This window comes from Rhizobium sp. USDA 4016, assembly GCF_056279705.1.
Window position 1 is genome coordinate 1,467,788 of record NZ_JBWCCY010000002.1, and the last position, 26,524, is coordinate 1,494,311.

Sequence of the window (26,524 nt, forward strand, 5' to 3'; positions counted from 1 at the left end):
AAGTGAGGAGACAATCCATGAAGAAAGTCCTGATCGCCAATCGCGGCGAGATCGCCGTGCGCATCATCCGGGCTTGTCACGATCACGGCCTGCAATCTGTCGCCGTCTATGCCGATCCAGACATGGACGCGCTCTTCGTCAAGCTGGCCGACGAAGCCCATGGGCTCGTCGGCGCCCGTCCGAACGAGACCTACCTTGACATCGACAAATTGATCAGCATTGCCAAGCGCTCCGGTGCAGATGCAGTGCATCCGGGCTATGGCTTTTTGTCCGAACGGGCCGAATTCGCCCGTGCGGTGATCGATGCTGGCATCACCTGGATCGGGCCTGATCCGCATGTCATTGAGGCATTGGGCGACAAAGTCGAGGCCCGGCGGATCGCGACCAGCGTCGGCGCGCCGCTGGTTGCCGGTAGCGACGGCCCGGCCAAGTCGGCTGCCGAAGTCATCGCCTTTGCCGAAGAGCATGGGTTGCCCGTTGCCATTAAGGCTGCCCACGGCGGCGGCGGCCGTGGCCTGAAGGTCGCTTGGAGGATGGAGGAAGTAGCAGAGCTTTATGAATCTGCAGTCCGCGAGGCCAAGGCCGCCTTCGGCCGTGGCGAGTGTTTCCTCGAGCGCTTCCTCGACCGTCCGCGCCACGTAGAAGCGCAGGTGTTGGCCGACAAACACGGCAATGTGCTGGTGCTTGGCACGCGTGATTGCTCGCTGCAGCGGCGCAATCAGAAGCTCGTCGAGGAGGCCCCCGCCCCCTTCCTCAGCGACACCCAACGCCAATCGATCCACGATGCTGCGAAGAAGATCTGCGCTGCCGCCGGCTATTCTGGCGCGGGTACGGTCGAATTCCTGCTCGGTGGCGACGGCACGATCTCCTTCCTTGAAGTGAACACCCGTCTGCAAGTCGAGCATCCCGTAACCGAGGAGACAACCGGCATCGACCTCGTCATCGAACAGTTCCGTATCGCCGACGGCCTGCCCCTGCGCGCCACCGAGACGCCTGTCCCGCGTGGCCATTCGATCGAGTTCCGTATCAATGCCGAGGATCCAGGCCGAGGCTTCCTGCCAACGCCGGGTACAATCACCGTCTTCGACCCTCCCGCCGGGCCTGGCATCCGTGTTGACAGCGGCGTCGTCTCCGGCTCGACGGTGCCTGGTACCTTCGATTCACTCATGGCGAAACTGATCGTCACTGGCGCCACTCGCGACGAGGCGCTAAGACGCGCCCGCCGCGCGCTCCGAGAATTCAAGATCAACGGCATTGCGACGGTTCTGCCCTTCCATCGCGCCGCGATCGAGATGAAGGACTTTACGGGCGAAAGCGGCTTCAAGGTGCATACGCGCTGGATCGAGACCGATTTCGCCAATCGTCTTGAAGCGGTAGCCCGGCCAGAGCCGGTTGCCAATCCCCCGCTGATCCGCACCCATGTGGAAATCGACGGCAGGCGCCATGAGATCGGCATTCCGGTCGCGCTTTTAGCCGGTCTCGGCGGGCTTGCAGGCCAAGACACCGGGCTGGCGATTGCTGCCAGGGCGGAAGACACCTCGAGCGTGACTACGCCGATCTCAGGTACGCTGCAGGCCTTCAAGGTCCAGGATGGCGCGGAAGTGGCGGCGGGTGACCTGATCGCGGTGATTGAAGCGATGAAGATGGAAACCCTGGTGACGGCATCGCGGGCCGGCAAGATCCAGATCAGGGCCCAAGCCGGCGCCTATCTGCAAGCCGGTGCCGAGATCGCCCGCTTCGAGACCCCACCGTCGGTTAGATAGACCCGACGAACAGAGCCGTTACCGTCTGGCCGATCGGACGGTTGTCCAAAGGCAGAAGCAGGAAGGCTTAAGCGCATCCGGTAGGTGACTGGCTACTCCTGCCACGCCGGAGCAAAGGGCGGTCTCGCCGCCTACGCCAGCCGCGACCGGAGGCCAAAGCGCGCCTGTGGCACGTTCGACAGCGCGGCACCCTTGTCTTGTGCGTGAGGGCTGCCATCTATCGGTGATCATTTGGAATCACGTACCGGTGTCATCGGACATTTAACAGAGAAGCATGGAAATCAGCGAAATCGTCGCCGCTTACATACGTGTCCTGGCGTTGGCTGTCTTAGTCGTTTATGGCTATGCTTGGGTCATTCGCACCATCAGCCAAAGATTGATCAGGGGCGTTGCGGCGGGCCTTTTGTTTGGTCTCGGCGGCATTCTTTCGATGAACGATCCGATCGTGATGAGGCCGGGGCTTATCTATGACGCCCGATCCATTCTTCTGGTTCTCTCCCCCCTCTACGCAGGACCGATTGGCACTATTATTGCTGCAGCCATGATGGGGGCGCACCGTTTGGTTCTTGGCGGCGTCGGCGCGACGGGCGGCGCGGTGAGCGTCATCCTTGTGGCGCTTAGTGGTTACGCCAGCACGCTCATACCCCGTCACCGCATCGGCACCGGCTGGGGGAGAACGCTGCTGCTCGGCCTTGCGACCGTCTCTTCCTTCATCGTCCTTGTCTTTCTGCCTCCGGAGATCGCCAGGGACCTGTTTCTGAGCGCTGCGGTTCCCGTCATGCTTGCCAATATTCTCGGCGTCCTCCTCCTTGCCGATCTGCTTGCGCGCGAAAAGCAGCGAGTCCGGATGGTGCGCGTGCTTGAAAATGAGGCGAGCGTCGACCCGTTGACGAAGCTCCCAAATCGCCGCGTCTTTCAGCGGGCGGCCGACCGCTGCGCCGAGGAGGCGAGCAATCGCGGGCGGCCTTTCTCGATCGTTATGCTCGACGTCGACCACTTCAAAAAGATCAACGATACCTGGGGACACAATGCGGGAGACACCGTGCTCTCCCGGGTCGCCGACCTCATTCGCCGGACCGTGCGCAAGACCGATGTCGCGGCTCGCTACGGGGGCGAAGAGATCATCATTCTGCTTCCAGATACTGAAGAGGGCGACGCGTCAATCGTTGCCGAGAAGATCCGCCATGCAATCGAGTCAGAAGACTTGATCGTCGGTGTTACGGCAATCAAGGTTACCGTCAGTATCGGCGTCGCGGCTGTCGATTCTAGCGGCACTAATATTCGTGCAGCAATCGAGGCCGCAGACAGAGCGCTCTATCGCGCCAAGACGGCTGGCCGCAACCGCGTCGAACTGGCAACGGCTGCGTGAAAACGATGGTTCTGCCGGGGCGCCGGCAGCGGCGCTGCCAGCAAAATCGGGATCAGCCCGACGTCTCTGGGCGCGTGGCTCGCTTAAGGTCGGCCAGCCCTCTGTTGGCATCCTTACTGCCAGTGGCGGCGGCCGCATTGAATATCCGTGCGGCATCGCCATACATTTCGAGGTTCAGATAGCAATAGCCGCGCAACACCATGAGATCGATCGTCTCGCGTTTGATCTGCGCTCGCTGATCGAGATAGATCAGCGTCTCGCGATACCGCTTGGCGCCATAAGCGGCGAGTGCCCGGTCAGCGAGGATTGAAACCTGGAGTTCGGCGGCGCGCTCACGGCTCTGAGGCGCACGCGTTGCCGCAACGGCTGCATTGTTGGACAGCCCGACGCGTAGATAAGCGAGACTCTGTCCATAGGCGGCGTCTTCGCGCGTCTGCCGCGCAGACCCCTTCAAGGCTCTTTCGAAAGCGGCAACAGCTTCCATCGGACGATTGAGATCCATCAGGCACCAGCCGCGGCTGAGCGCGGCATCGGGGCTGAGCAGGCTCGCATCCGTCGTGGTCGAGCAACCGCGCGGCTTGCGGGTGCCTTGCTGCACAGTCACTGTCTCCATTGCCGATCCTTCGGTTCGCACAGCCCGGCCCGGAGGCTCGGTTGCGCCTCCTCCGTCAGCCGGTTGAGCTGGCACAGCCGCACGCGCAAGCCTTTGTGGAAGCCGGGCGGACGTTTGAAGCGGTGCCTCGACGGAGGGCGCCGATAGCGATGCATCGTCAAGCGTGGCGATACGCTGCGAGCGGCCGGCCCAAAGCCGCTGGACCTCCGCGACCCCCGTGCGATTATTCAGTTGCTCACGGGTGATGGCAAGACCATAGGCGGACGGTTCGTCGTCCGGTTTCCAGCGAAGCGCAGTTTCAAACCAGCGCGCTGCAGTTTGCGGCTGATTGAGCGAACGTGCATACCAGCCGAATTGCTGCGCGGCCGGCACGTATTTCTGCGCAATGACCTCTTTTGCCATGCGACCAAGTACGTCTTCGCTTATATCGGCGGGCGGCTGCAAAGCCATCAGATTGGCAGCAGCGGCAAGATAGGTATCGGTGGCATCCTTGGAATCGCTGCGCCACCTGTACATGACATCCTCGGCCTCTTGAGGCGCCTTGCGGGCGACAAGCGCGAGTGCCAGGCCCTGCGAAGCGGATGCCGAATCCTCCTTGGCACGGGCTGCGCGAAACCACTTCTCCGCCTCCGGCGCATTCTCGCGTCGCAGCTGATACCAGCCAAGCAAGAGCGCATCGGAGGCGAGCGCTTGGGTTTGCGCGAGACGCGCAACACGCGATACATAGTCTGCTTCGACATCAAGCTTCGGATCGGCGTTGCCTTCAGCGACGAAGCGGCGAGCGAGCTCGTCACGGATGCCATCGAACTCGCGCCCGCCGCTCACGGCAGGCTGCTCGAGGGCAAGCAGCCGCTGCATGGCCTGATAGGGCAGCAACGCCGAAGCCTTCTGGACGCTCGCAAGGCGCTCCTGCGGGTTCGTGCAGTACTTCAGGATGTAGCTGTAGGCATCTACGCTGCGCGCTTCCCTTCCTGTATGGACAAAGGCTTCGGCGACGCGCCACAAGACATCTATATCGCTGCAGGTCAGAAGGCTCGGGGTCGCAGCGCCGATCTCGATGACTGTTGTGTACTGTTTGAGGTCGGACGCATTCACAAGCCGCGCCCGGGCTTCTGCGACATCCAGGCGATCGAGGAGGTCAGCGGGCGGCTGCCAGCCGGTATCCGCCGTGCGGCGGTCGGCGATAGCTTTGCGAAGCTCTGCATAACGCCCCTCCGCATAAAGCTGCCACATGGTTTCGAGCTGCTTATCGCCGCTTTGCGGCACGGCCAGCGGATCGGCGGGCGGCACCCAGTTCGGATAAAGCGCTTGGAGACGGGAGATTTCGGCCTGCAGGCGAACCTTGTCGCCGCGGTTTGCAAAATACCGCAGCGCGCTTTCGTCGACCTTCGGCTGAGCTGCCGGTTGCTGCCCTGCCGGCTGTTGGGCCGGCCGCTCCTTCTCGGCAGGCTGCGGCTGAGCCGGGGGGGCAGGCGCCTGGGGAGGTTGAGGCGCCTGTGCCGTCAGCACCGGTGCCGCCTCCTCAAGACGGTCGGCGACCGCCTGGACGTCGATCGGCTGGCTGCTGGGCGTGTCCGGTTGCACCAGGCGGTCGGTCTGCAGGTTCGAGCGTCCGATGCCGAATTTCTCCACCAGCGCGGCACGGTCCTTCACCCCGGTTATTACGATGGCCACCACCGCTGCAGCCGATAATGCGATGAGGGACGACTTCACAGACACTCCGGATGTTTCTTCACGACGAGGGCCAGCCCGAGCAGCTGGAGCGTGGACGGATAATAGAGCGCAGGCGAAAACTGCCGGGCAGTCGGGGGCAGTTTCTTGCCGTTGACCACACAGGCCACAACATCGTTAACAATTCGATAACCTGGGTCAGCAAGCACCGTCTTCACGCCACCCGTGGCAAGGTCGATTGTCGCCGGAGCACCATTTGCGGTCATTCCATGTTGCAGCCTGGAGAGCAGGGCCTTGTCGGTAATCCCTGCCCTTGCGAGATAAAGCGGGATACGAACAGCGTTGTAGGCGAATTCCGCATCGAAACCCTCGGCTGGTGCCGGCCGGCGGGCAAGGCTTACCCATTCAGCAGGCAGTTTGCGCGGGCCGAATTGCAGGGATTTCAGGAGTGCAAGGCCGTCATCGGAAAGCTTTTGCCACCGGTCTGACGGCGCAAGCAGCGCCATCACCGGGATCGCCTCGAAGATCCAGTAGGAGGGGTTGACCACCGGCCCATCTATCCGGCCGGGCGGTGTAAAACCTTCGACGCCGGGCAAGAGCAGCGTGCGGCCACCGGCCTCCACCACTGCTTCGGAAAGGAGCGCTTGGGCCATTCTGGCAGCGGCTTCGATATAATCGCTCCTGTTCCAGGAGGTGCCAGCGAGCGCAAGCGCATAGGCAATCAGCATGTCGCCGTCCGAGGCGTTGTTGGTGTCCGTCACATGCGGTTTGGCTGAAGGGTCCCATTTCCATACAGCAAGTCCATCATCGCGCAGCAGGAGTTCCGTGCGGGTGAAATACCATATCTGCTCGAAATCGGCGGGGCTGTTGGCGAGGTAGGCAAGCAACAGACCGTAACCCTGGCCCTCGCTGTGGCTGATGTTGCCGTTGCCGTTGTCGATGACACGGCCGCTCGGATCGAGAAACTGCAGCTTGTAGGCAGCCCACGCCTTTGGATCGACGAGCACCTCTTGGGCCTGAAGGGGTTCGACGGCAATCGCAAAAGCGAGTGCACCAGCCAGCACCGTTGCCACGATCCTCTTCATTTGCCCCTGCCCAATCTGCTCAGCATGCCCGAGGTCGCCATGCCGAGTAGAATCGAAAGAACGACAAGCAGAAAGGCGTAGGAGAGGATATTGGTCGAGAGCCAGTTTGCGGCGATCAGCCTAAAGTTCGCAAGCGACCAAGGCTGCGAGGGCACGAAGTCGAAACGCGAGACCGGCACGGTTTCGATCTCACCGGTCTTGCCGGAATAGGTGGTGATGTGTCCGGAAATCTGCGGCCAGTTGCGCTGCTCCGTCACAGCATCGATACCCTCGCGCAGGTCCTTTGCCGAGGGCGCGGTTACGACTGTCCAGGCCCCGGCGCCGGTTGGGCTGGCGCCTTGCGCAACCATGAGGCTCGCCACATTGGACGGCGTGAAAACGGCTTCTGCTCTCGGTACAAATTGCAGCGAACTCAGCGAGATGTCGAAGTTCTTGCGCAGCCACTCCTGGAACGCCGTGACCTGACCGCGCCATGCGCCGCTGCTCACCTTCGAGCGCCATTGGTCGAAAGCGGAATTGGTGTCCGGCTGGACCACCTGCGTATCCGGTACCGGGCGCCAAGTGGCCTGGCTTGCCGTGGAGATATTCAGTTGGGACAAGACCGCCGCCGGCAATTGCGAGATGGAACCGATGAATAGGGCGTCCTGATCACCGATCGTGCCTGGCGAAGCCGTCGGCTCTATGTTCATGGGGCGTCCGGAGACAACTGCCATCTGGCCAAGCAGCGTGGCCGCGGCAGAAAGTGTGTCGGCATCGATGCGGTCTATGAAGAGCGGCATCGGACCGGCAAGCCGTCCATAGGGGTAGGCGGTACCGGCCATGGCGGCAAGATTGGGACGCTGCCCGACGCGGGCGAAATCCGGCATGCGAAACTCAGTCGTATCGAACAAGGCAAAGCGCGACGTGGTCGAGGCGGTCGCACCGGGCACACATATGTTGTCATCGCTCGTCGTGAGGATTGCTTCAAGACTCAGCGAGTTGAGGCCCGGCTTGAAGTGGCGCATGGCCACGCGGATCGGCAGATGACGGAGGATGCCGCCGCCGGTTCCGGTAATCGGCATCGTCGAGGCGATATTGCCGTTGACATAGATGTCGATATGGCTGCCGGGAAGGACGCTGCCGGTATAGGCCGCGTCCAGCAGAACCGTCGCTTCTCCATAGGCATTCGCATAGAAGTCGGAAGGAACCGCGACATTGAAGTTCGTACGAAAACGCCGACCGGAAAACTCTGTCGTCTTCACGCCCAGATCGGCAAATGTAAGCCGCGTGTCTTGAAGTATCAACGGTGCGTTTGGCGCGCTCCAGCGCTCGGTGGTCAACGCATCGCGCCTGATGCCCGGGGCACGATCAGCTGGGGAGACGATGGTATCGATAGCCGAGGAGATTGCCTGCCACGAAGGGCCACTGACCAGAAGCACGGGCGAGCCAGTGCGCGGGTCGGTGACGAATGTCGCGAGCGCTGCGGACTGAGCCGCCGGTGGCAGGTCTGGAAAATAGGGCTGCAACTCGGAAGTCGTGCCGACGAGAACGGTAAGCTTGCCGGGTCCGGCTGCCGGCAGCGTGTCGACACTGAAGGAGATGGATTGGTTCGGCATACCACTCAGCACCGAGAGCCCCTGTGCGAGGCGAAGTAGCGGCTTCGTCGTGCCAGGCTGCTCAAGGGCTGGAACGAGGAGGTCGAATTCCGTTCTACCGGACCCGTCGACGCCGACCGCACGGATGGCATCCGTGCTTGACAACTTTGCAGCTTCTTGCCCTTCGAAGCTCAGATGGGTCTGCGCAGGATCGATATTGGACCATAGCTCATAAGTCGACTGGATCGTGCAATCCGTGCGGTGGCGCTGGCTTGCCTCGAAGGTCAAAAGGTTTGCGCCGGGCTGTAACAGACCACGCGGAACATCGAAGCTGACTTGGGAGGGTGTGTCGGGTGAGCCGATCTGCTTTTGACCGATCGGACGGTTGTTGATGAGCACGGTGATCTGCGAGGCTTCCGGCGCAACGACGATGGAATTTTGGTAGGCGAAATTGAATTTTGCCGGAGCGGCTGCCTGTTCTGGAGTGAGGTAGACGCTCCACGACTTTCGGTCGTATTCGCCCTCCAGACCGAATTTGTCGAAGGGAACGACGTAGCGGCGCATACCGCCGGCCGTCTCCGCCGGGGTGCCGGCAGGCTGGACGGTTTGCGGCCGAGCGGAATTTGCAGAGCCGGGAAAAGATGGGGAAGGTTTCGGCGGAGCGGCAGGGACGGACGGTGCGTCTGGAACTGTAACAGGCGGTGTCACCGTTGGGGCAGGCAACGTCAGGCGCGGCACCATGGGATGAAGACCGGCCGGGCGCTCAGACGACATGTCAAAGGGCGCGGGCACCAGTGCAGTCTGAGCAGAGGTGAGCGCCGAGGTGCTGATAAGAAACAGTGCAGCGGCAAGACCCGTCCTCATCAGCCGTTCGCCTTTGCCATCTGCTGCTGCGCTTCGCGCTCCGGCCGCATGCTGCGGAAGAAATAAATGAGCCCGCGGCTTGTCTGATAGAGCGATAGACCAAGGAACCAGATGGTACCGCGGATGAGGCCCGGATTGCGGCGGCGCGATTCCTGAAATTGCGCCCATTGATCGGAATTGGCAAAGATCAAATCGGCGATCAGGCGATGATCAAGCGCGCTCTTCGGGATATACTGGCAGCCGACGGCCATGATATCGCCGTCCTGTTCCATGTTGCGAACGATGAGCGGCAGAGTTTCGAGGTCAGCACCGCTGTAAGGGCGGAAGCGGATTTCGCCTTCGGCGCCGATCGTCATCGGGTCCAACTGCTTGTTGAAGACATGGAGACGCGCTCCGTGGACCGAGACGTCCTCGATCGAGGCGGTATGCCATTTGCCGTTGACGCCGAATTCGCAGCGCCGATTGACGCGCACACGCCGCGAAGCGGCACGCTCCCCGCGCTCCGACACCACGCCAAGCGCACAGCCTGCCATGATGAGATTGATAAGGTTCCACCCGCCGACAACGAGCGTCACATCCGCCTTGTAGGGCTCGGCATAGATGCGATAGATCGTAATGGCGAGCGCAATGATCTGCACGGCAAATATAACGAAAAAGGGCCTGCTGATTTCCGAAAGGCGGCTGACCGAAATCGATTCGTCCTTTGCCGTGACCTTGAAGGTTGGTTTTCGTGGATTGATCATGACGGAAATGACGGCAGGCAAAAGGTGGACCGTCTGCACATACTCGTAAAGTTCCGATATCCACGGCCAGCGGAATGAACCATAAAGATAGTTCTGCATCATCAGGTTCACGAGCATATAGGCAAGCGTATAGGCCAGAAACTCGCCGCCGGAGGCTGTGAATATTTCAAGGTCGAAGAACAGATAAAAGAGCGGCGCGAACAGGAAGATTGTACGCGGGAACGGGAAGAGCCAGAACAGCGTCGAGGACATGTAACAAAGGCGCTGCGGAATCGACAGGCCGCGCTTTAAGAGCGGAAACCGAAAGCGCAGGATCTGCATCATGCCTTGCGCCCAGCGGCTGCGTTGGCCGATGAAACTTGCGAAGGTGGCGGGTTGCAGACCGGCGATCAGCGGCTTGTCGACATAAATGCTATTCCAGCCCGCGCCGTGCAACGCCAATGCGGTCTCACAGTCTTCAGTGATGCTGATGCCGCTAAAGCCATTGGTGGATTGCAGCGCGCGACGGCTGAGAACTGCGGCCGAACCACAGAAGAAGGCAGCGTTCCATTTGTCGAGGCCCCGCTGAATGATGCCGTAAAACATCTCATTTTCGCTCGGCATCCTGTCGAAAGTGCGCAAATTGCGCTCCAGCGGATCTGGATTGATGAAAAAGTGCGGCGTTTGCACGAGGAAGAGCTTCGGGTCGTCGTCGAAATAGCCGACCGTCTCGCGCAGGAAGTCCCGGGCGGGCGCGTGGTCAGCGTCGAAGACGGCGATGAGCTCGCCCGTCGAATGCTGCATGCCGTTGTTGAGATTGCCTGCCTTGGCATGTTCATTGCGGTCGCGCGTCAGGTAATTGACGCTAAGTGCCTCGCAGAGCTGCCTCAGTTCATTGTGCCGCGCAATGGCAGCCTGGGCTTCGAGCAGCTTGTTGGAATTGCGTTTTTGCAGCGTGCCGCCATCATCCAGCAGCCAGACATGCAGTTTATCGGCCGGATAATCGATTGCTTTTGCGGCGGCGAGCGTATTGCCGAGGAGATGGGCGTCTTCGTTATAGGTGGGCACGAAGACGTCGACATGCGGGAACCGCTCTTGCTTGACAGGGCGCGACCGGCGCGGCTGAAGTGGGGTCGCGACGATGAAGAGGCTGAGCGCCAGCATGGCGATGCTGTACATTTCGGCGAGATAGAGCAGCAGCCCGGGAATGAAGTTTTCAAGCTGGTTGACGGGCGGCAGCGTACTCGTCGTGCGCCAATAGGCATAACGCAGAACGACGGCAGTGCCGAAGGCAAGCGCGATCAGGCGCCAGGTGCCCTCCCCCTTCAGGATCTTGATCATCGCCATGATCGTGACGACGGTGATACTGGCAACAAGCTGAGTCTGCAGGTTCACCGGCAAGGTGATCAATACGAAGACGCAGAGCGAGACGATCGCCCAGGTGAAGATGCTTCGAGCCTTATGCATCGACGTCCCTTCAAAAGCATGGCCGGGCATTGCGGCGCCGGCTATGCGTTTCCTATCTTCGGCACGCGGCCGTCATGGCCGCATCGCCTATGCAGTCGGGGGAAGGCACGGTGATGCCACCTGCCCTCGCCGCTTGTTGAACCGAGCCCGGGGCCGGCATCGGCTGGGTATGGGCCGCTGGCGTTTCGAAAGCTGGGTCCGGCAGCGGTACACGCACCCCGATCGGCGCCGGCATGGGCGCTGTTACCGGCGCCTTCACTTGACGTGGCTGACGGCGGAGGGCCGGGGCCGGTTCGTAGCCGATTTCAATGGCGCTAGCGAGGTGGCCACCGTCATCCGGGTAAACAGGGCTGCCGACGCGGCCGAGAACCTCATCGGCGCCTTTTACCTCGCCGTAAGGATTCCATATCTCGCCGTTCAGCGTGCCGGTGACCGTATAGCCATACATAACGCTTAAGAGCTGACGCTCGCTGGCGCGCGCGTCGCAAAGGCGAAGCCGCACCTGGATCATCCCGAAATTGCGCGCTTGCGTATGTGCCGCCTGGCTCGATCGGATCTGCTGCCAGCCATAAAGGCAGGTATCGCCTGCGCGGCTGCGCCCCGAGGCATAGGCGAACGGCCCATAGCTGTTTTGCAGGAAGGTGTTGTTCCTCGCCATCGCAACGCCCGGCGCAGCCGCGAATGCTTCGCGAGAAATCCCCCTCTCGCTGATCATCTTGTAGGAGGCGCCTCCCGCTCCCGGATTGGACCCACTTGCCCCATAGAATTGCACTTTCAGGAAATTCTGCCCCGGCACGGAAGAGGACGTATAGAGTGAAAGCATCTGCTCCACGCCGTTGCCGCGCCTGGTTTCGACGACACTCACGATGGCCGGGCCACCGGGGGGCGGAAGAATGAGCGCCTTTTCGCTGGCCACCGTCTCGGGCGCCGAGGGCTGCCTGACGCTGCCGCTCGTCGACGCACAGCCGGCCAACAAGGCCGCCGCGACCACCGATATCAACCCCAGCAAGCGCATTTTGGGTGCCGCCGCAAAATCGTCTTTCCAGATATCCATCGGCACTTCGCGCAATGGATGTTCGAATCAACGACCGACCGGCCGTTAACGAGGAATAAACGGCGGATATGGTTAATCAAACGTTAAAATCGATCGCCCTTGCGACAGGCAACCGGCCGCAATGACGCAGCAAGCTCCATAATCGCCCCTTGCGTCTTCTCATGTTGCGACGCGCCGTGCCGCCCGGTGAGATTGATCCTCAGCACCTGACCGCGAAGATCTCAGCATTTTCGCTGCTCAACGCGCCGCTGCGGTCCAAAGTTGGTTTGTTATTCTTTAGATAAGCTTTCTGTCATATACGATCGAGAACCCGGTGGTCACACGGCCGCAAGATAGCGCGTTCTGGTAGAGCTCTGCGTTGACTACAACGAGGCTCGCTCTAGTTCTGATACGGAACAGATTTGGGTTCGGCAGGATTTATCGATAACGGACCACGTAAAGCGAGGCGGGTTGAGGAGGGTGACCCCATGCCGGAAAATCGTGCGAATTGGCCTCAGCCGGCTCCGCAGAAGTCCGAATTCGGCAGCCACGCCGAGGGGCTGTTTTCGCTCTGGGGTCACGATCTCGGGTTTATCGACTGGTCTGAAAAGCTCAAGGAGCGCCTGGACCTTGCTGACGAGGCCCCCGTAACTTTGGGGGATGTGTATCCCGACCTGGCAAATCCCGACCTCGCTGCCCTCGTTCAGCTCGTCGTCAATACCGGCAAACCGAGGACCATTCGTCTCGGCGCCGGTGAATCCGAGCGGCGCAATCTGCTGTTGTTCCAGGCCAGGGCCGGCCTTGCGATCGTCGAATTTGGCGGCGCTGACATCGATGAGACTGCAAAAGCGCAAGAGCTGGACCGGGCGTTACTCCTTCACCAGGCAACCCATGACGTTTTGACCGGGCTGCCCAATCGCCGCCAATTCAGCGACAAACTGGGAAAGGTTCTCCCAGTCCGTGCAAAGGCGGGCCTTGCACTGATGCAGATCGATCTGGACGATTTCAAGCCCGTCAATGATACGCTGGGCCATGGAGCCGGGGATATCGTCCTAAAGCTTGCGGCCGAGAGGATTCGAAAGACGCTGGGTAAAGACGAGACCGCCTACCGCCTTGCAGGCGACGAATTCGCCGTCATACAGATCGCCCGGGAGCAGCCGGATGAAGCCGAAAGATTAGCAGAGTCGCTGATCGCCGAATTTCGCAAGCCCTTCACGGTGGACGGAATTACCGTGTTTGTCGGTGCCAGTATCGGCGTTGCGATTGCACCTCGCGACGGCAATGAGAGCGAGCAGTTGATGAAGGCTGCCGATGTTGCCCTTTATGCCGCCAAGAAGGACGGACGCCGGCGCGCGCGGACCTTTAATCCGAGCATGCTGCAGGTTCTGGAACAGCGAGAGGTATTGAGACGGAGCCTTCGGGTTGCGCTGCAACACCGTGAATTCTTTATCGAATATCAGCCGCTGGTCGATCGGTCGTTGGCGATAGCCGGCTTCGAAGCACTGCTGCGCTGGCGCCACCCAATCCTCGGAGTGATTTCCCCGATTGCCTTTATCCCGATGGCGGAATCAGACGGCCTTATGAGCGAAATCGGTCAATGGGTGCTGGAAGAAGCGTGCCGGCAGGCCCTGTCCTGGCCCGCCCACTATACTATTGCGGTAAACCTATCTCCCGCCGAATTTTTAACCTCGGGCCTGACCGACCGAGTGTCGCAAACCCTCGACGTCGTCGGACTGCCCTCGGAGCGCTTGGAGCTCGAGATCACCGAAACCGTGCTGCTGGAGCGCACGATCAACAATCTTGATACCCTGAACACGCTCAACGTGCTTGGCATCCAGATTTCCCTCGATGATTTCGGGACCGAGTATTCCTCTTTGAGTTATCTGAAGAACTTTCCCTTCGATAACATCAAGATAGACAAGTACTTTATCAACGACCTGCCTGATGATCAGAAGAGCCAGACCATCGTCCGCTTCGTCATCGCAATGGCCCATGGGCTTGGCATGCGCGTGACTGCCGAAGGCGTTGAGACGGCCGAACAGGCCGCCTGGCTGCAGGCGGAGGGATGTGACCGGTTGCAAGGCTATTTCCTGAGCCCTCCTCTGGGGGCCGACATGGTTGATGAATTTATTCGCAAGCATGCTGACACGGGACCCGGTAATGATCGGGCCAAATCCTGAAAAGTGAAGCGGCAATTCGCCGAGAGGTGTCGGTTGAAGAATCAAGAAGCGGCAATTGGCCCCGCATTTGACCAGTTGCTCAGCCTGAAGATGGACATGGCGAGCTTTACCGCCGACTGGCTGCATTGCGATCAGTTGTCCAACTACGTCGCTCGAATGGTCAGCCATGACCGTCGCGATCCTGTGCGCCATTCCAACCTGCTTTCCTCAGCCCTTAACGAGCTTCTGGAGATGTCGTTTCGCTCAGAGGCGGATGATGGTGACTTTGTATGCAATTTTTATCGCTGCCAGCAGACCGAGCGCATCGAGCTGATCTTTCCTTGCCCGCCAGAACAGCGACAATCCTACAAGAAGATTGTCCTGGGATTACAAACCGGCCGGGCCCTTATAAATTATTTCAACGTGATCACCAACGATGCCGCCTCCGATGGCCAGGCGATCCTGCTCGGATTGGTTGTGAATTATGACGCGGAAATCCAGATCCGCGATTTGGATATCGGCGCACTTGCATTCATTGTCGACCTGCCGCTCGAAAGGCTACTGAATTGACTGCACAAAGTCCTTCGCCTGTCTTTACAGCGCAATTCAACATCAACGATCAGGAATTCTCCCTCGCTGGCGTGCTTCGCCCTCATTCCACGGCTGAAATTGCCGACGATCTCTTGCTGCTGCGAAATGGAATCGAGACCGTCAGCGGTGTTTTATACGTCAATCTAAAGCGCGTTACGCATATGAACAGCACGGCATTTCGTGCCTTGACGCGGGTTTTGATCGATGCTTCGCGTTCAAGGCCCGAAATCAAATTTGTGGTCGTCGCATCAAGCGTTGTCGCCTGGGCGGCACGGATGTTCCGGCATTTGAGCGATCTTTCGCCGAACATTGCTATCGAGGTCTACGACTCGGCTTTTTATCCCGGCCAGACATTCGTTGAAAACCAAAGCTTCATTCCAATCCTCAGAACGCAGACCAAGATGACGTGGCGGCATGAGAGAGAGATATTGCCGCGTCATGGGCTTCGCAACGGCATGGTGATTGCCGACATATGTTGCGGCATTGGCGATTTCGCGATGCTTGTCAGAAAGGAGTTCGGTCCTGCAAGGATCGTTGCGCTAGATCATTCCTCGCCGAGCCTCGACTATGCCCGTGATGTTGCCGAAAGCTTCGGTGTCCGCGATATTGAATACACCTACGGCGATGCATCGCAGATGTTGTTCGAAAGCGACCAGTTCGATTTCGTGACCTGCCGGCACTCGTTGCAAATCTTCGATCGCCCCGAACTGCTGCTCAGGGAGCTCTATCGGATCTGCAAACCTGGCGGCCGGGTTTACATCACCAACGAGAAAAACTCCCATTGCCTCGGGGAACCGCGGGCCGACAGCATCCAATGGACCTATAACGAGGTCGCCAAGCTCTTCAGTCATTTCGACATGGACGTCGAAATGGGGCCAAAGAGCTTGCGTCTGTTGCTGGACGCGGGCTTCGAGGCGGTGAAAATGGAAAGCTTCATGGTCACCAACCTCGACGGCGATCCCCAGGAGTTCGCAGACGTCATCGCGGCATGGCGAGATGTCTACGCAGGCGAAATGTCTGTCCGCAGGGGCGATTCAGCGGAGTTCGTCGAACGTTTCAGACAAGGATTCGCCGACCATATCTTTGCGGCGCTTCATCCAAAGGGCTACGCCGGCTGGCCCATTTGGGCAGCGTCCGGGCGAAAACCGCTATGATGACCGCGCCGATCAGGAAGCCAAGCCTCGGACCGCGCTCATTTCGCGCGAAATTCATGATCGTTGTCGGTGGGGCGGTCCTTTTTGACCTGCTTGTCAGCGGCGGTCTCGCCCTTTGGAATGTCCAGCGACTTTCTCGGGATGCGACGGCGGAAGTGGGACACGGCCTTGAACGGGCAAGCCAAGACTATATCCGCTCCTATACCGATTCCACGGCCGCGCAGGTTGGCTTGCTTCTCCATCAGGTCCATTCCGACGTCAAGGCGTTGACAGGCGTGCTTCAGGGTCAGATCGATCAACCAACGAGGAACGGGGAGATTGGAGCCGCCATGGCAAGGGCGGCTCCAGATGCGGTGACCGTGACGTTCGACCCCAAGGGTCAATGGGCGCAGAACCTTCCAGGGGCGCCGTCGGTCGTCAGCGTATGGGGCTACCTCCTGGACAAGGATCGCCATCCGCTACCGCAGGTGCAGACCGATATCGAGACGAGTGCGGTCCTTGATCTTGTCGCCCCCGACCTCTTGAAAAACGGCGCATCGAAGCTGCAGATGTACTATATCGGGCCGAAAGAGCGCCCGATCTTCAGGACGGCACCTTATACAGATCAAGCGCAGACTTTCGATCGGCTTTATCCCGGTCACAACAGCGCAGACTTTTGGGATTTCTTCTTTCCCAGTCTTTATGAATCCTGGCAGAAGTGGGCAAGCGACCCTTCCTTGCGGCCGGTACCTGACAATATCACCCAGACCGCTCCCTATACGGACGCAATCACGGGAAAACTGATCGTCAGCTTCTTCCATCCGCTTTGGACTGCCGATCGGCGTAGCGTGGCGGGAGCTGCCGGAGCAGACATCACCCTTGACCAGCTCGCCGAAATTGTCGAGCGCGTGAAGGTCGCCGAAAGCGGCTTTGGCTTTCTAACCATGTCGGACGGCAACGTCGTTGCAATCAACCCTGCCGGGGAAAAGATCATCGGTCTTCGCTCGGCGAGCGACGCCACGAACAAGGGCGTGACCGGCCTTGACCGCTCTTTACGCAACAGTTCCCAAAAGGAGGTCGCCTCACTGCCGCTTGATGCCGATGGCGTCATAAGGCACATCTCGCTGAACGAGAGCGGCGAAAATGTTCCTTATCTTGTCGTTACAAAACAGCTAAACGCAACCAATCTTTGGATAAACGGACCGGTTCAGCGCGAGGTCATGTCGCTCGGCATCGTTGTGCCCGAGCGTGAAATCTATGCCTCCCTCACTGCCGCCAGAGATCAAATATCGCGGGCAACCAACCGCATTCTGATTTATCAGATCCTCGCGGTTCTCGTGTCGATGCTCGTCGTCACGGGGGCGGTCTTTGTGGCGTCAAAGCGAATTACAAGCGGGATCAGCGCACTGGCGGGTGCCGCCAAGCGCATACAGACAAAGGATTATTCTGTCAGGGTCGATATACCCACCAAGGACGAAGTTGGCGAGGCTGGTCTCGCGTTCAACCGCATGGCCGAGGAGATCAGCTTCCATACCGAAAATCTCGAGAACGTGGTTGCTGAGCGCACGAAGGAAATTGAGGTGGCCAAAGAAGAAATCTCGATCCTGAACGGCCAATTGACGAGCGAAAACCTGCGCCTCGGTGCCGAACTGGATGTGGCTCGGCAGATTCAGCTTATGGTGCTGCCCCGCGCGAAAGAGCTTGCGGCAATCGAGCAGTTGGAGATTGCCGCCTATATGCGCCCCGCCGACGAGGTCGGCGGCGACTACTACGATATCCTGCAAAACGGAGCTCACCTGAAGATAGGCATTGGCGACGTGACGGGCCACGGCCTCGAAAGCGGTGTTTTGATGCTTATGGTGCAGTCCGTCGCCCGCGCGCTACAGGAAGCCGGCGAAACGAACCCCTCAAGGTTCCTCAGTTATCTGAACCGCACGATCTACAAGAACATCGAGCGGACGAAAATCGACAAGCACGTCACGCTGTCATTTCTGGACTATGATGGCGAGCGTTTGACGATTTCGGGCCAGCATGAGGATCTGATTGTCATTCGTCATACCGGCGCGGTCGAACGGATCGACACCAGCGACCTCGGCCTGCCAGTGGGACTTGAATCTGATATATCGTCTTTCATCGTTACCCGCGAAATACCCTTTCACAAGGGCGATTTGATTGTCCTTCATACCGATGGCGTCACCGAGGCTGAAAATCCCGAAGGCGAACTATTCGGCATCGAGCGGCTTTGCGAAAACGCCCGCCGCCTGCACGGTCGCACAGCTGAGCAGGTGATGAACGGCATTCTCGAAAGCCTCATGGCCTATATCGGAACGCAAAAGATACATGATGACATTACGCTCGTCGTAGTGCGGCATAGGTGATGGCATGACAACGGTCCTATATGGGCAGGAGCATCTCGCTTCGTTTGACGCGACGCACGCCGTTCAGCTGCGGCTACTCGATGGCCCTCTTTACCTTGCCTGGAAACACTCCAGCATGACGTCGGATTTCATCGCCGAGATGATGGCGCTCCGATTTCGACCGTCGAAGCGGCGCTATAATCAGGTCCGACAGGATATCGGCTACCTGACGAACGAATTGATCGAAAACGCCATCAAGTTTCGTGCTCCAGGCGAGATCGCGATCGAAGCCATGGCGGAAGACGACAACTTTAAGATGAGGATATCGAATTTTGTCGACAGGCAGACGGCAGCCAGGTTCCAGCGGTTGCTGTCGAGCATAACGCAAGGCGATCCGAGCGATCTTCTCATCCAGCAGATCGAGGCGAGCGCTAAAACGGCCGGTAGCGGTTCCGGATTGGGATTGCTGACTTTGATGAGCGACTACAAGGCAGACCTGGCTTGGCTCTTCGAGGAGGACCGCCCCCGCAACCGTGCAAAACTTGAAACATATGCCGCAATGCCAATTTCACCGTCATGAACCGCGAGAAAAGTGCTATGGAAATCAGAGAAGAAGCGTTCCGCGTCTGGTCCGAGGGCGGTACCGTTTATTTTGACGGAACCATGCGGCTGGCAGGCCCGGATGCTTACGCACCCATTCATGCTTTGGCCATGAAAGCGCTCGAAGAGGGGGCCGGTAAGGCCACTTTCGACGTGACCGGACTTCAATTCTTGAACTCCTCCGGTATAAACCTGCTTGCCAAATTGACGATCGAGGCTCGCAATCACCCGGACATTCATTTGACCGTACGCGGTTCTTCCCAAGTCCCGTGGCAGATCAAATCATTGCCCAACCTCAAGAAGTTGCATCCAGGCGTGGATCTGCGGCTGACCTGACACGTGTGTGTGTGTGCATCAGACCCGTTCGATGCCCCGAGTGATTGTCGGATACTCGCCTCCACCGTGAGGCTTGCTTAGCTGCATTCATTCGGCGGCCGTCGAGCCGTTTCCGATCAAAGGTCGTGATAGCGCGGTGGCCAATTCCGCAAGGCCGCGCGTAGGGGCTGCCTTGTTCCATTGTCCGCTTTTGCGAGTTTGCGCCCTGAAAGCAGTCCGAGGGCCTTCCACCAATTTCGGTTAATCCTGATTTATGGGTTCACGTCCTAGCGGGAACGGGCCACTGAGCTCAAGACCATCGTCGGTGCGCTTGCCGATGGTTGCACTTGGCTAAAGACGACCGAAATCCTCGAAAGGCGCGGCTTCCACGTCATCCAGGAGCCCTTCACCTCGCTTGCTGATGACGTAGCGGCAACGAAGCGTCTATTGGATTTGCAGGACGGGCCGGAAAAGGTCGCGGACGTCATCGAGATGGCGGCCAAAGAGGCGGGCAAGTAGCCTTCGGTATGCGGCAGGCGGCGGGAACCCTGAACCGCGTTACGCTCCCTGCCGCTTCACGCTCGCGTGTCTATCCTGCGCGGCTCGATATGTCGGACGACGGCAGCCCGGTGGCGTTCGAGATTGTGGAGCAGAAGAGCCGACACCCGTTAGAGCCGATGTCGTGGCGTCTTCACAGTGAGAGCGATACTGACCCGTGAGCCTTAACGCATTACGCGGATTCAACCCCCGGCCGGCCTGCAGAAGAAAGCGGCAACTTTAGCCAAATTCATAGACCAGTGCCACGATGCCGATGAGGCAAAGTAAGGCGAGAATGATGCGCTCTGTCCTCGGTGTCATAGCAGCCACCACATGGGCAGTGATCCCATTAAAAAGATCAGCACCACCAGAGCGAGGTAAATTGCCCAGCCGATACCCGGATGAAGCCTGGCCATCACATTACGCAAATATTGTAAAATGTTTGGTCTTGGGCGAGCCTTGTCTCCCTTGTCCTCTCCGCTTCGATCAGTGCGTGGGCCAACCATTGAATTAACCCGGGTCCCGTGTTGCCTGTGACCAGCGCTCTACCAGCCACGAATATAGGCATGGGCAATTGGGTAAACGCGCAACAAGCCTGTTTGTTTGACGCTGTGGTCTTGATTGCGCCATCCGGGCCATCGCCGGCATCGGGCACGGGTTTTGCAACGCGTGCTGGTACGGCGGTTTAACGGAGGCAAAGTGTTATGAAAGGAAACGGTTTGGCGTTTCGGCCGGTCGGTTTGGCGATGCATCGCATCGGCGAGTATCGGGTCGTTAACTCTGTGGGTCTTGCAGCCGATACGCTACTGCAGCACTGGCCGACCGATGACGGAGAGGATTTTTCTGAGGCAGTCATGGCATGCCTTGACGGATTATACGACCGAATACCTCCCGAAGACGTGCGGGCAGCATTTATCAAGGCTGCGCATGAAGCGAACATTATCGTCATCGAATTGGTGAGATCCCCGCATCCGCGCAACTGATGCCGCGCGTGTTGCTGGCGGCACGCATGAAGGACGAGTTGGCAGTAGAAAGCCGTGCGAAGCCCTTATGTTGCCAGCATTGGTGAAACTGCAGCTGACGGATGCTCAGCCCGCCTTTGAAATTCCAATATCGAGCGATGCGACCTGAACATTGTTGCGTCCGTTTTTCTTTGCGGTGTAGAGGGCACGGTCTGCTCTTGCGATTATGTCTGGCGGCTGATCGGAAACACTGTTCGCGACAGCGATGCCCACGCTGGCGGTTAGTCTCAGAAATGGCCCTGTTCCTGTCTCAATGTTGAGCTCCTGCACAGAACGCCTCAGCCATTCCGCGCGCTCAATCGCTTGCTCGAGCGAACACTCCTCCAGGACGACCACGAACTCTTCCCCGCCGTATCGCGCTGCAAGATGGTTTGCTTGCCATGGCACCGATGTCAGCACATTCGCGACAGCCACAAGAGACCTGTCGCCTGCAAGGTGACCGAAAGTGTCGTTGACGGATTTGAAGTGGTCGATATCGATCATCATGATCGCAACGCCGGGCGAGCTTATTGCCGGACGGGTTAAGACTGCCGCCAGATAGCTTTCAAAGGTCCGTCGGTTCGCCAAGCCCGTCAATGGATCTTTTTCCGCCAATCCTTGCAGGATCGAATTGGTGCGGTGCAAATCGTCGGATACTTGGCCGTAGGCAACGATCGCCGCATCAATCATCGCGAGTTCCGAAATGAGTGGAAGGCGTTCCAGCGTCAGGACCGGTTCATTCTTGCCAATGCGTTCCAAGTTCTTAATCGCAGCGCCGATGGGTGCAGCAAGATGATGCTTGGCAGCAATGAGTATTGTGACGGCGAACAGGCCAGGAACAACCAGGATGAGGAGCCACCCAACCTGCATGTAACCCGCACTGTTTTGGATTTCGCTGGCGATATTGTCCGCCACGACGGCAGCATCGCCGCTCAACTGAGTCCCCATCGCATCGAGATCACGTATGGCCCTCTCATAGGCCTGCGTCGCCAGCCGGTCGAGTTCATCAACGACCCGTGCGTCGATAGAATTGGCGGACGGCGACGGTTGCGTCGAGCTTTCTTTGTCGCGGGCCTGCTGGCGAAGCTTGGCGATCGTTTTGGCTTCGTCGGCGACTTTTTGAGATCTCTCAACCAGAAAACCGTTGTGATCGAACGAAAAGCCTTGCGCGAGAGCCTGGATTTGCAATTGGATCTGGCGCTCCAGTCTGCGGTCTTTCGCCAAAAAAATCGACCGAACAAGAGAAGAGAGACGCTCGATTTTTACCGCATTGCGCGTTTGCGTCAGGATCAGGGGGATCTGTACATCGCGCGTAAAGTTCGCTTGTGTCTCGATCCTTTTCAGAAAGACGAACGAAAAAGCCGCTGCAATCAGCGTATATGCCACGACGCCGAGCAGAAGAAATCTTGCAACAGCGCTGAGTGAGAGCTGACGCCGTTTCGGGGCGCTATTTTCTTCCATTCCATCGGCTCAATAAATGCTGAACGGGAAATAAGCGTCGTTGATGCGGTCGTAGACACCGTTGAGTTTAATCTGCCTCAGTGCGGCATTCACCTTCTGGATCAGGGCCGAGTTTCCCTTCTTCGCGGTGATGTGCGCCGAACTTTGAAGAAACTCGCTGGAGATTGGATCTCCCACATATCCAAAGCGCGCACCTTCCGTGGTCTGCAGGAAGCTCAAAAGTTCAATGGCATCGCCGATCAAGAGATCGGCCTGGTTGTCCAGAAGAAGACGTTGGGCACCGGGTTGATCCTTGGCCAGCAAGGCCTTGCTTGCACCATAGGCCTTTTGCAAATACTCCGCCTGGATCGTGTCCTGTGCTGCCGCAATCCGGACGCCGGAGAGGGCTGCCGGCGCACTATCCTGGAACTTTTCAGCGTCGCCGACCAGCACCGAGTGAGAACGGTAGTATGGAGCGGAGAACTCCATTTTTTGAGCGCGCTCTTCGGTAAACGCCATGCTTGCGACGATCATGTCGTATTTATCATCCGACAAGCCTTGAACGATCACGGTCCAGGGGACGGCGACAAACGTGCAATCAACGGCCATTTGCTGGCAAAGCGCTTTGGCGATATCGACGTCGAAACCAGCAAGCTGACCGGATGCATCCTGAAAATTAAATGGTGGGTATGCGCCCTCCGTCGCGACTCGGAGCTTTTCATTCGCCGTCGCGAGATCAATCGAGCCTGCGAAAAAAAGTACTGCTGCAAGTGCGAACCGGCCGATCATCTGTTCCCCCATCTTCCGTCCTTTGAACATATTAGAAGGAAATAGATAACAAACGATGATGGCATCCCATCGATTTCAACCAATTTGGGGCCAAATCCGAGGTTCCATTCGCACCCAGGGCGCCACTCGGCACCATCTCATTTTAAAGATGTCAGCGTCCAGCATCGCAGGACACGCTGGCGGAATACCGGCATCGTTTGCCGTCGGCCAAATCGTCGGACTTGTCGTTGCGAACGCGCCGGCAAAACACACCACTCAATGCGATCGCCGAAAAGCTTCCCTTCGGCGGCAATCCTGCGGGGCTGAAGACCATGTCGCAAAGACGCAGGCGACGATGCTGATCGCAATCCACGATTTCAACCCCGGCCGCGCTGCACAGCGACACCATTTTGCTGTTGCGCGCGGTGCGACTTGCGGGATTGGACACATTCGAGACTGTCGTCACACCGGAAACACTTCACGGGTTTATGGAATCGCGGCCAAATTTGTCACGTCCCGATCCGGCACGCTCATGATTTTGCCGCTTTCGCCGTGATCGCCATCAACCAACCAACCGAGCTTGGCAACGTTCGGCGCTCCGGAACATCCGGCAGATGTAGCGTCATCGCCCCATTTGACGCTGCGTCGATGCACCCCAGAACACCACCTGTCGCACGACTGCGACAGTTCGGCCGAGCCATGCGACAATCTTCATATTCCAGAAGCATTGCAGAAACCCGTGACTTCCGACAGATTGCTCTTGCGTTCCGTGGGAGGAGCCGATGCACGAACACTCCGCACATGCGGGTCATGTCTATACATGCGCGCAACAGAAATCAGCGGCGGCAAGTTCACCAATTGTGGCTTCATGGCGGCGTTGCATGACCATGCATCAGCTGGCGCCGGAAGATGTGCGCATACCTTTGCGGCTCACCGATCACGAGTTTCGGCAGGCACGCGAGCAATCGGAACAACTGATCAAGGATGCTGCAGACGAGCTCGACCGGCTTTTTACGACGGTCGGTAAGGCCGGCTGCTGCTTGCTGCTCACGGACCGCAACGGCATTGCGCTGGAACGGCGGGGCAACGCCGGCGACGACAAGGAGTTTCACGATCTCGGCCTCTGGACCGGATCGATTTGGACGGAGGCAAGCATTGGAACGAACGGCATCGGCACTGCGCTGGCCGACGAACGCGCCGTTGCGATCTTCCGTGACCAGCATTTCTTCTGTTCCAATATCCGGCTCAGCTGTACGACCGCGCCGATCCGCGATCATCGCGGCCAGCTCGCAGCCGCACTCGACATTTCCACCTGCCGCGACGATGTCAACGAGATAATGTTGTCGATCCTGTCGCAGACCGTGCGCGACGCAGCCCTTCGCATCGAGCTCAATATCTTCCGGAGCGCCTTTACCGGCGCACGTTTCCTGATGGTCCCCTCAGGCGCGAATTCGGCGGCCGCCTTGCTTGCCGTGGACAAGCACGACCTCGTGCTCGGAGCTACCCGCGCGGCGCGGCTGGCACTGAAGCTCGACGACCGGCAGATTGCGGCGGGCATTCCCGCGGCCGATGCGCTTCATGAAAGCTGCGCCGCAAACGGCAAGGCTCTTCTGGAAGCTGAGCGTGCGGCGCTTTTGCGCGCCCTCACCCGATCCAACGGCAACGTCTCGCGGGCTGCGATGGATCTTGGCATGAGCCGGGCAACCCTTCATCGCAAGATGAAGAAGCTCAATCTCCACTAAACGTCTCTTGTTCTTTCCGAAGTGCGATTATCATGTCGCAACGCTGCGACACTGTGCACTGCAACAATACCCCGCCAGTCTGGTTCGTACGGCAAAAGATGCGCAGAATTCCTCCACTGGTTCACTCCTGAACCTGGCTCATCTAGGGAGGATTACATGCTGCATCAGAAGATCGTCGAATCGCCGTTCAAGTTGAAATACGGCAACTTCATCGGGGGCGAGTGGCGCGAGCCGATCGAAGGCAAATACTTCGACAACATCACGCCGGTCACAGGCGGCAAGCTTTGCGAAATTGCACGTTCCGACGAAAAGGACGTCAACGCGGCGCTCGATGCGGCCCATGCCGCGAAGGACAAATGGGCGAAGACTTCGGCTGCCGAACGCTCGAATATCCTGATGAAGATCGCCCAGCGCATGGAGGACAAGCTGGAATTGCTCGCCCAGGCCGAGACGTGGGACAACGGCAAACCGATCCGCGAGACAATGGCGGCCGACATTCCGCTTGCCATCGACCACTTCCGTTATTTTGCTGCCTGCATACGTGCACAGGAAGGCTCTATCGGCGAAATCGACAACGACACCGTCGCCTATCACTTCCACGAGCCGCTTGGCGTCGTCGGCCAGATCATTCCTTGGAACTTCCCCATCCTGATGGCAGCCTGGAAGCTTGCTCCGGCCCTTGCGGCCGGCAATTGCGTGGTTCTCAAGCCGGCCGAACAGACACCGGCTTCGATTCTCGTGTGGGCCGAACTCGTCGGCGATCTGCTGCCGCCAGGCGTCCTCAATATCGTCAATGGTTTCGGCCTGGAAGCCGGCAAGCCGCTTGCGGCCAGCCCGCGCATCGCCAAGATCGCCTTCACGGGCGAGACCTCGACCGGCCGACTGATCATGCAATATGCCAGCCAGAACCTCATTCCCGTGACCCTCGAACTCGGCGGCAAGTCGCCAAATATCTTCTTCGCCGACGTCATGGCCGAAGACGACGATTTCCTTGACAAGGCGCTGGAAGGCTTTGCGATGTTTGCGCTGAACCAGGGCGAAGTCTGCACCTGCCCCAGCCGCGCCCTGGTTGAGGAATCGATCTATGACCGCTTCATGGAAAGGGCCGTCAAGCGCGTCGAAGCCATCAAGCAGGGCAACCCGCTCGACAGCGCGACAATGATCGGCGCGCAGGCATCGAACGAACAGTTGGAGAAGATCCTCGCCTATCTCGACATCGGCAAGCAGGAAGGAGCCGAAGTCCTGGCGGGGGGCACGCGCAACGATCTCGGCGGCGAACTTGCCAACGGCTATTACGTCAAACCGACGATCTTCAGGGGGCATAACAGGATGCGCATCTTCCAGGAAGAGATCTTCGGCCCGGTGGTATCGGTCACGACCTTCAAGAATGAGAAGGAAGCGCTGGAGATCGCCAACGACACGCCTTACGGCCTGGGAGCAGGCGTTTGGACGCGTGACGGAAGCCGCGCCTACCGCTTCGGCCGCGAGATCCAGGCGGGCCGCGTCTGGACGAATTGCTACCACGCCTATCCGGCGCATGCAGCATTCGGCGGCTACAAGCAGTCTGGTATCGGCCGCGAAACGCATAAGATGATGCTTGACCATTACCAGCAGACCAAGAACATGCTCGTGAGCTACAGCCCGAAGGCGCTCGGCTTCTTCTGAGGAACGGGTTGATCATAAATTGCTGCCTTCTCCCTATTCGGGGAGGAGGCTTTTC

20 protein-coding genes and 1 pseudogene are annotated in these 26,524 nt (G+C 58.9%); 13 read left to right on the forward strand and 8 right to left on the reverse strand.

Annotated elements, in window-relative coordinates:
• Window positions 1–17 precede the first annotated feature (17 nt).
• Together ACZ9DP_RS08140 and ACZ9DP_RS08145 are read left to right on the forward strand one after the other, a co-directional pair.
• On the forward strand, window positions 18–1,763 hold the full coding sequence (locus ACZ9DP_RS08140; RefSeq protein ID WP_476201148.1) for an acetyl/propionyl/methylcrotonyl-CoA carboxylase subunit alpha: 1,746 nt from the start codon (window positions 18–20) through the stop codon (window positions 1,761–1,763).
• Between the two features lie 274 nt (window positions 1,764–2,037).
• Window positions 2,038–3,132: a GGDEF domain-containing protein gene (locus tag ACZ9DP_RS08145; RefSeq protein ID WP_476201150.1), complete on the forward strand. Its 1,095-nt coding sequence runs from the start codon at window positions 2,038–2,040 to the stop codon at window positions 3,130–3,132.
• A 52-nt stretch (window positions 3,133–3,184) separates the two neighbouring features.
• Here ACZ9DP_RS08145 and ACZ9DP_RS08150 read toward each other — a convergent pair whose 3' ends face one another.
• The 5 genes from ACZ9DP_RS08150 to bcsN are packed head-to-tail and all read right to left on the reverse strand — an operon-like array spanning window position 3,185 to window position 12,104.
• Window positions 3,185–5,458, reverse strand: coding sequence for a cellulose synthase (locus ACZ9DP_RS08150; RefSeq protein WP_476201152.1), 2,274 nt, complete (start codon window positions 5,456–5,458; stop codon window positions 3,185–3,187).
• Window positions 5,455–6,501 carry a family 8 glycosyl hydrolase gene (locus ACZ9DP_RS08155; protein ID WP_476201153.1) on the reverse strand — a complete coding sequence of 349 codons (1,047 nt, stop codon included), beginning with the start codon at window positions 6,499–6,501 and terminating at the stop codon, window positions 5,455–5,457. The genes ACZ9DP_RS08150 and ACZ9DP_RS08155 overlap by 4 nt, the downstream gene beginning before the upstream one ends.
• The gene (locus ACZ9DP_RS08160) at window positions 6,498–8,939 is read right to left on the reverse strand and encodes a cellulose biosynthesis cyclic di-GMP-binding regulatory protein BcsB (protein WP_476201155.1); all 2,442 of its coding nucleotides are present in this window, start codon (window positions 8,937–8,939) and stop codon (window positions 6,498–6,500) included. The genes ACZ9DP_RS08155 and ACZ9DP_RS08160 overlap by 4 nt, the downstream gene beginning before the upstream one ends.
• Window positions 8,939–11,128 carry a UDP-forming cellulose synthase catalytic subunit gene (gene bcsA, locus ACZ9DP_RS08165; RefSeq protein ID WP_476201156.1) on the reverse strand — a complete coding sequence of 730 codons (2,190 nt, stop codon included), beginning with the start codon at window positions 11,126–11,128 and terminating at the stop codon, window positions 8,939–8,941. The genes ACZ9DP_RS08160 and bcsA overlap by 1 nt, the downstream gene beginning before the upstream one ends.
• 52 nt (window positions 11,129–11,180) lie before the next feature.
• Entirely contained in the window at window positions 11,181–12,104 is a 924-nt protein-coding gene (gene bcsN, locus ACZ9DP_RS08170; RefSeq protein WP_476202229.1) for a cellulose biosynthesis protein BcsN, read from the reverse strand.
• On the opposite strand from bcsN, the gene ACZ9DP_RS08175 reads away from it, so the two are divergent.
• The 9 genes and pseudogenes from ACZ9DP_RS08175 to ACZ9DP_RS08215 all read left to right on the forward strand — a co-directional run bounded on the left by ACZ9DP_RS08175 (window position 12,022) and on the right by ACZ9DP_RS08215 (window position 20,836).
• Window positions 12,022–12,231: a hypothetical protein gene (locus ACZ9DP_RS08175; protein ID WP_283074092.1), complete on the forward strand. Its 210-nt coding sequence runs from the start codon at window positions 12,022–12,024 to the stop codon at window positions 12,229–12,231. The genes bcsN and ACZ9DP_RS08175 overlap by 83 nt on opposite strands.
• A gap of 418 nt (window positions 12,232–12,649) precedes the next feature.
• On the forward strand, window positions 12,650–14,341 hold the full coding sequence (locus ACZ9DP_RS08180; protein ID WP_476202231.1) for a putative bifunctional diguanylate cyclase/phosphodiesterase: 1,692 nt from the start codon (window positions 12,650–12,652) through the stop codon (window positions 14,339–14,341).
• A 33-nt stretch (window positions 14,342–14,374) separates the two neighbouring features.
• Window positions 14,375–14,890: a ubiquinone biosynthesis methyltransferase UbiE gene (locus ACZ9DP_RS08185; RefSeq protein WP_476201158.1), complete on the forward strand. Its 516-nt coding sequence runs from the start codon at window positions 14,375–14,377 to the stop codon at window positions 14,888–14,890.
• On the forward strand, window positions 14,887–16,065 hold the full coding sequence (locus tag ACZ9DP_RS08190) for a class I SAM-dependent methyltransferase (protein ID WP_194731208.1): 1,179 nt from the start codon (window positions 14,887–14,889) through the stop codon (window positions 16,063–16,065). The genes ACZ9DP_RS08185 and ACZ9DP_RS08190 overlap by 4 nt, the downstream gene beginning before the upstream one ends.
• Window positions 16,065–18,422, forward strand: coding sequence for a SpoIIE family protein phosphatase (locus ACZ9DP_RS08195; RefSeq protein ID WP_476202233.1), 2,358 nt, complete (start codon window positions 16,065–16,067; stop codon window positions 18,420–18,422). Before ACZ9DP_RS08190 ends, ACZ9DP_RS08195 begins: the two co-directional genes overlap by 1 nt.
• Window positions 18,423–18,426: 4 nt before the next feature.
• Complete coding sequence (locus tag ACZ9DP_RS08200) at window positions 18,427–18,981, forward strand: slr1658 superfamily regulator (protein WP_239600796.1); 555 nt, start codon at window positions 18,427–18,429, stop codon at window positions 18,979–18,981.
• A 17-nt stretch (window positions 18,982–18,998) separates the two neighbouring features.
• Window positions 18,999–19,337: a slr1659 superfamily regulator gene (locus tag ACZ9DP_RS08205; protein ID WP_022717797.1), complete on the forward strand. Its 339-nt coding sequence runs from the start codon at window positions 18,999–19,001 to the stop codon at window positions 19,335–19,337.
• Between the two features lie 279 nt (window positions 19,338–19,616).
• A pseudogene (locus tag ACZ9DP_RS08210) lies at window positions 19,617–19,784 on the forward strand (alpha/beta hydrolase); the annotation flags it as partial.
• Between the two features lie 773 nt (window positions 19,785–20,557).
• Window positions 20,558–20,836: a DUF982 domain-containing protein gene (locus ACZ9DP_RS08215; RefSeq protein ID WP_476201161.1), complete on the forward strand. Its 279-nt coding sequence runs from the start codon at window positions 20,558–20,560 to the stop codon at window positions 20,834–20,836.
• A gap of 105 nt (window positions 20,837–20,941) precedes the next feature.
• On the opposite strand, the gene ACZ9DP_RS08220 is transcribed toward ACZ9DP_RS08215, so the two are convergent.
• The 3 genes from ACZ9DP_RS08220 to ACZ9DP_RS08230 form a co-directional block, all read right to left on the reverse strand.
• Window positions 20,942–22,240 (reverse strand): GGDEF domain-containing protein, encoded by a 1,299-nt coding sequence (locus tag ACZ9DP_RS08220; protein ID WP_476201163.1) that lies wholly within the window; start codon window positions 22,238–22,240, stop codon window positions 20,942–20,944.
• Between the two features lie 84 nt (window positions 22,241–22,324).
• On the reverse strand, window positions 22,325–23,095 hold the full coding sequence (locus tag ACZ9DP_RS08225; RefSeq protein ID WP_476201165.1) for a transporter substrate-binding domain-containing protein: 771 nt from the start codon (window positions 23,093–23,095) through the stop codon (window positions 22,325–22,327).
• 139 nt (window positions 23,096–23,234) lie between these two features.
• A complete protein-coding gene (locus tag ACZ9DP_RS08230; protein ID WP_476201166.1) occupies window positions 23,235–23,510 on the reverse strand; it encodes a hypothetical protein in 276 nt (91 codons plus the stop codon).
• A 334-nt stretch (window positions 23,511–23,844) separates the two neighbouring features.
• Between ACZ9DP_RS08230 and ACZ9DP_RS08235 the strand changes: the two genes are divergently transcribed.
• The gene (locus ACZ9DP_RS08235) at window positions 23,845–24,804 is read left to right on the forward strand and encodes a helix-turn-helix domain-containing protein (RefSeq protein WP_476201168.1); all 960 of its coding nucleotides are present in this window, start codon (window positions 23,845–23,847) and stop codon (window positions 24,802–24,804) included.
• A 156-nt stretch (window positions 24,805–24,960) separates the two neighbouring features.
• Complete coding sequence (adh, locus tag ACZ9DP_RS08240) at window positions 24,961–26,469, forward strand: aldehyde dehydrogenase (protein WP_476201170.1); 1,509 nt, start codon at window positions 24,961–24,963, stop codon at window positions 26,467–26,469.
• Window positions 26,470–26,524: the final 55 nt, after the last annotated feature.

What these genes read in the sequence shown, in the direction of transcription:
- ACZ9DP_RS08200 (WP_239600796.1), top strand. Translation starts at nt 18,427, where the DNA reads ATGACAACGGTCCTATATGGGCAGGAGCATCTCGCTTCGTTTGACGCG.
- ACZ9DP_RS08155 (WP_476201153.1), bottom strand. Translation starts at nt 6,501, where the DNA reads ATGAAGAGGATCGTGGCAACGGTGCTGGCTGGTGCACTCGCTTTTGCG.
- adh (WP_476201170.1), top strand. Translation starts at nt 24,961, where the DNA reads ATGCTGCATCAGAAGATCGTCGAATCGCCGTTCAAGTTGAAATACGGC.
- ACZ9DP_RS08160 (WP_476201155.1), bottom strand. Translation starts at nt 8,939, where the DNA reads ATGAGGACGGGTCTTGCCGCTGCACTGTTTCTTATCAGCACCTCGGCG.
- ACZ9DP_RS08145 (WP_476201150.1), top strand. Translation starts at nt 2,038, where the DNA reads ATGGAAATCAGCGAAATCGTCGCCGCTTACATACGTGTCCTGGCGTTG.
- ACZ9DP_RS08215 (WP_476201161.1), top strand. Translation starts at nt 20,558, where the DNA reads ATGAAAGGAAACGGTTTGGCGTTTCGGCCGGTCGGTTTGGCGATGCAT.
- ACZ9DP_RS08175 (WP_283074092.1), top strand. Translation starts at nt 12,022, where the DNA reads ATGAGCGCCTTTTCGCTGGCCACCGTCTCGGGCGCCGAGGGCTGCCTG.
- ACZ9DP_RS08205 (WP_022717797.1), top strand. Translation starts at nt 18,999, where the DNA reads ATGGAAATCAGAGAAGAAGCGTTCCGCGTCTGGTCCGAGGGCGGTACC.
- ACZ9DP_RS08180 (WP_476202231.1), top strand. Translation starts at nt 12,650, where the DNA reads ATGCCGGAAAATCGTGCGAATTGGCCTCAGCCGGCTCCGCAGAAGTCC.
- bcsA (WP_476201156.1), bottom strand. Translation starts at nt 11,128, where the DNA reads ATGCATAAGGCTCGAAGCATCTTCACCTGGGCGATCGTCTCGCTCTGC.
- ACZ9DP_RS08195 (WP_476202233.1), top strand. Translation starts at nt 16,065, where the DNA reads ATGACCGCGCCGATCAGGAAGCCAAGCCTCGGACCGCGCTCATTTCGC.
- ACZ9DP_RS08235 (WP_476201168.1), top strand. Translation starts at nt 23,845, where the DNA reads ATGCACGAACACTCCGCACATGCGGGTCATGTCTATACATGCGCGCAA.
- ACZ9DP_RS08140 (WP_476201148.1), top strand. Translation starts at nt 18, where the DNA reads ATGAAGAAAGTCCTGATCGCCAATCGCGGCGAGATCGCCGTGCGCATC.
- ACZ9DP_RS08225 (WP_476201165.1), bottom strand. Translation starts at nt 23,095, where the DNA reads ATGGGGGAACAGATGATCGGCCGGTTCGCACTTGCAGCAGTACTTTTT.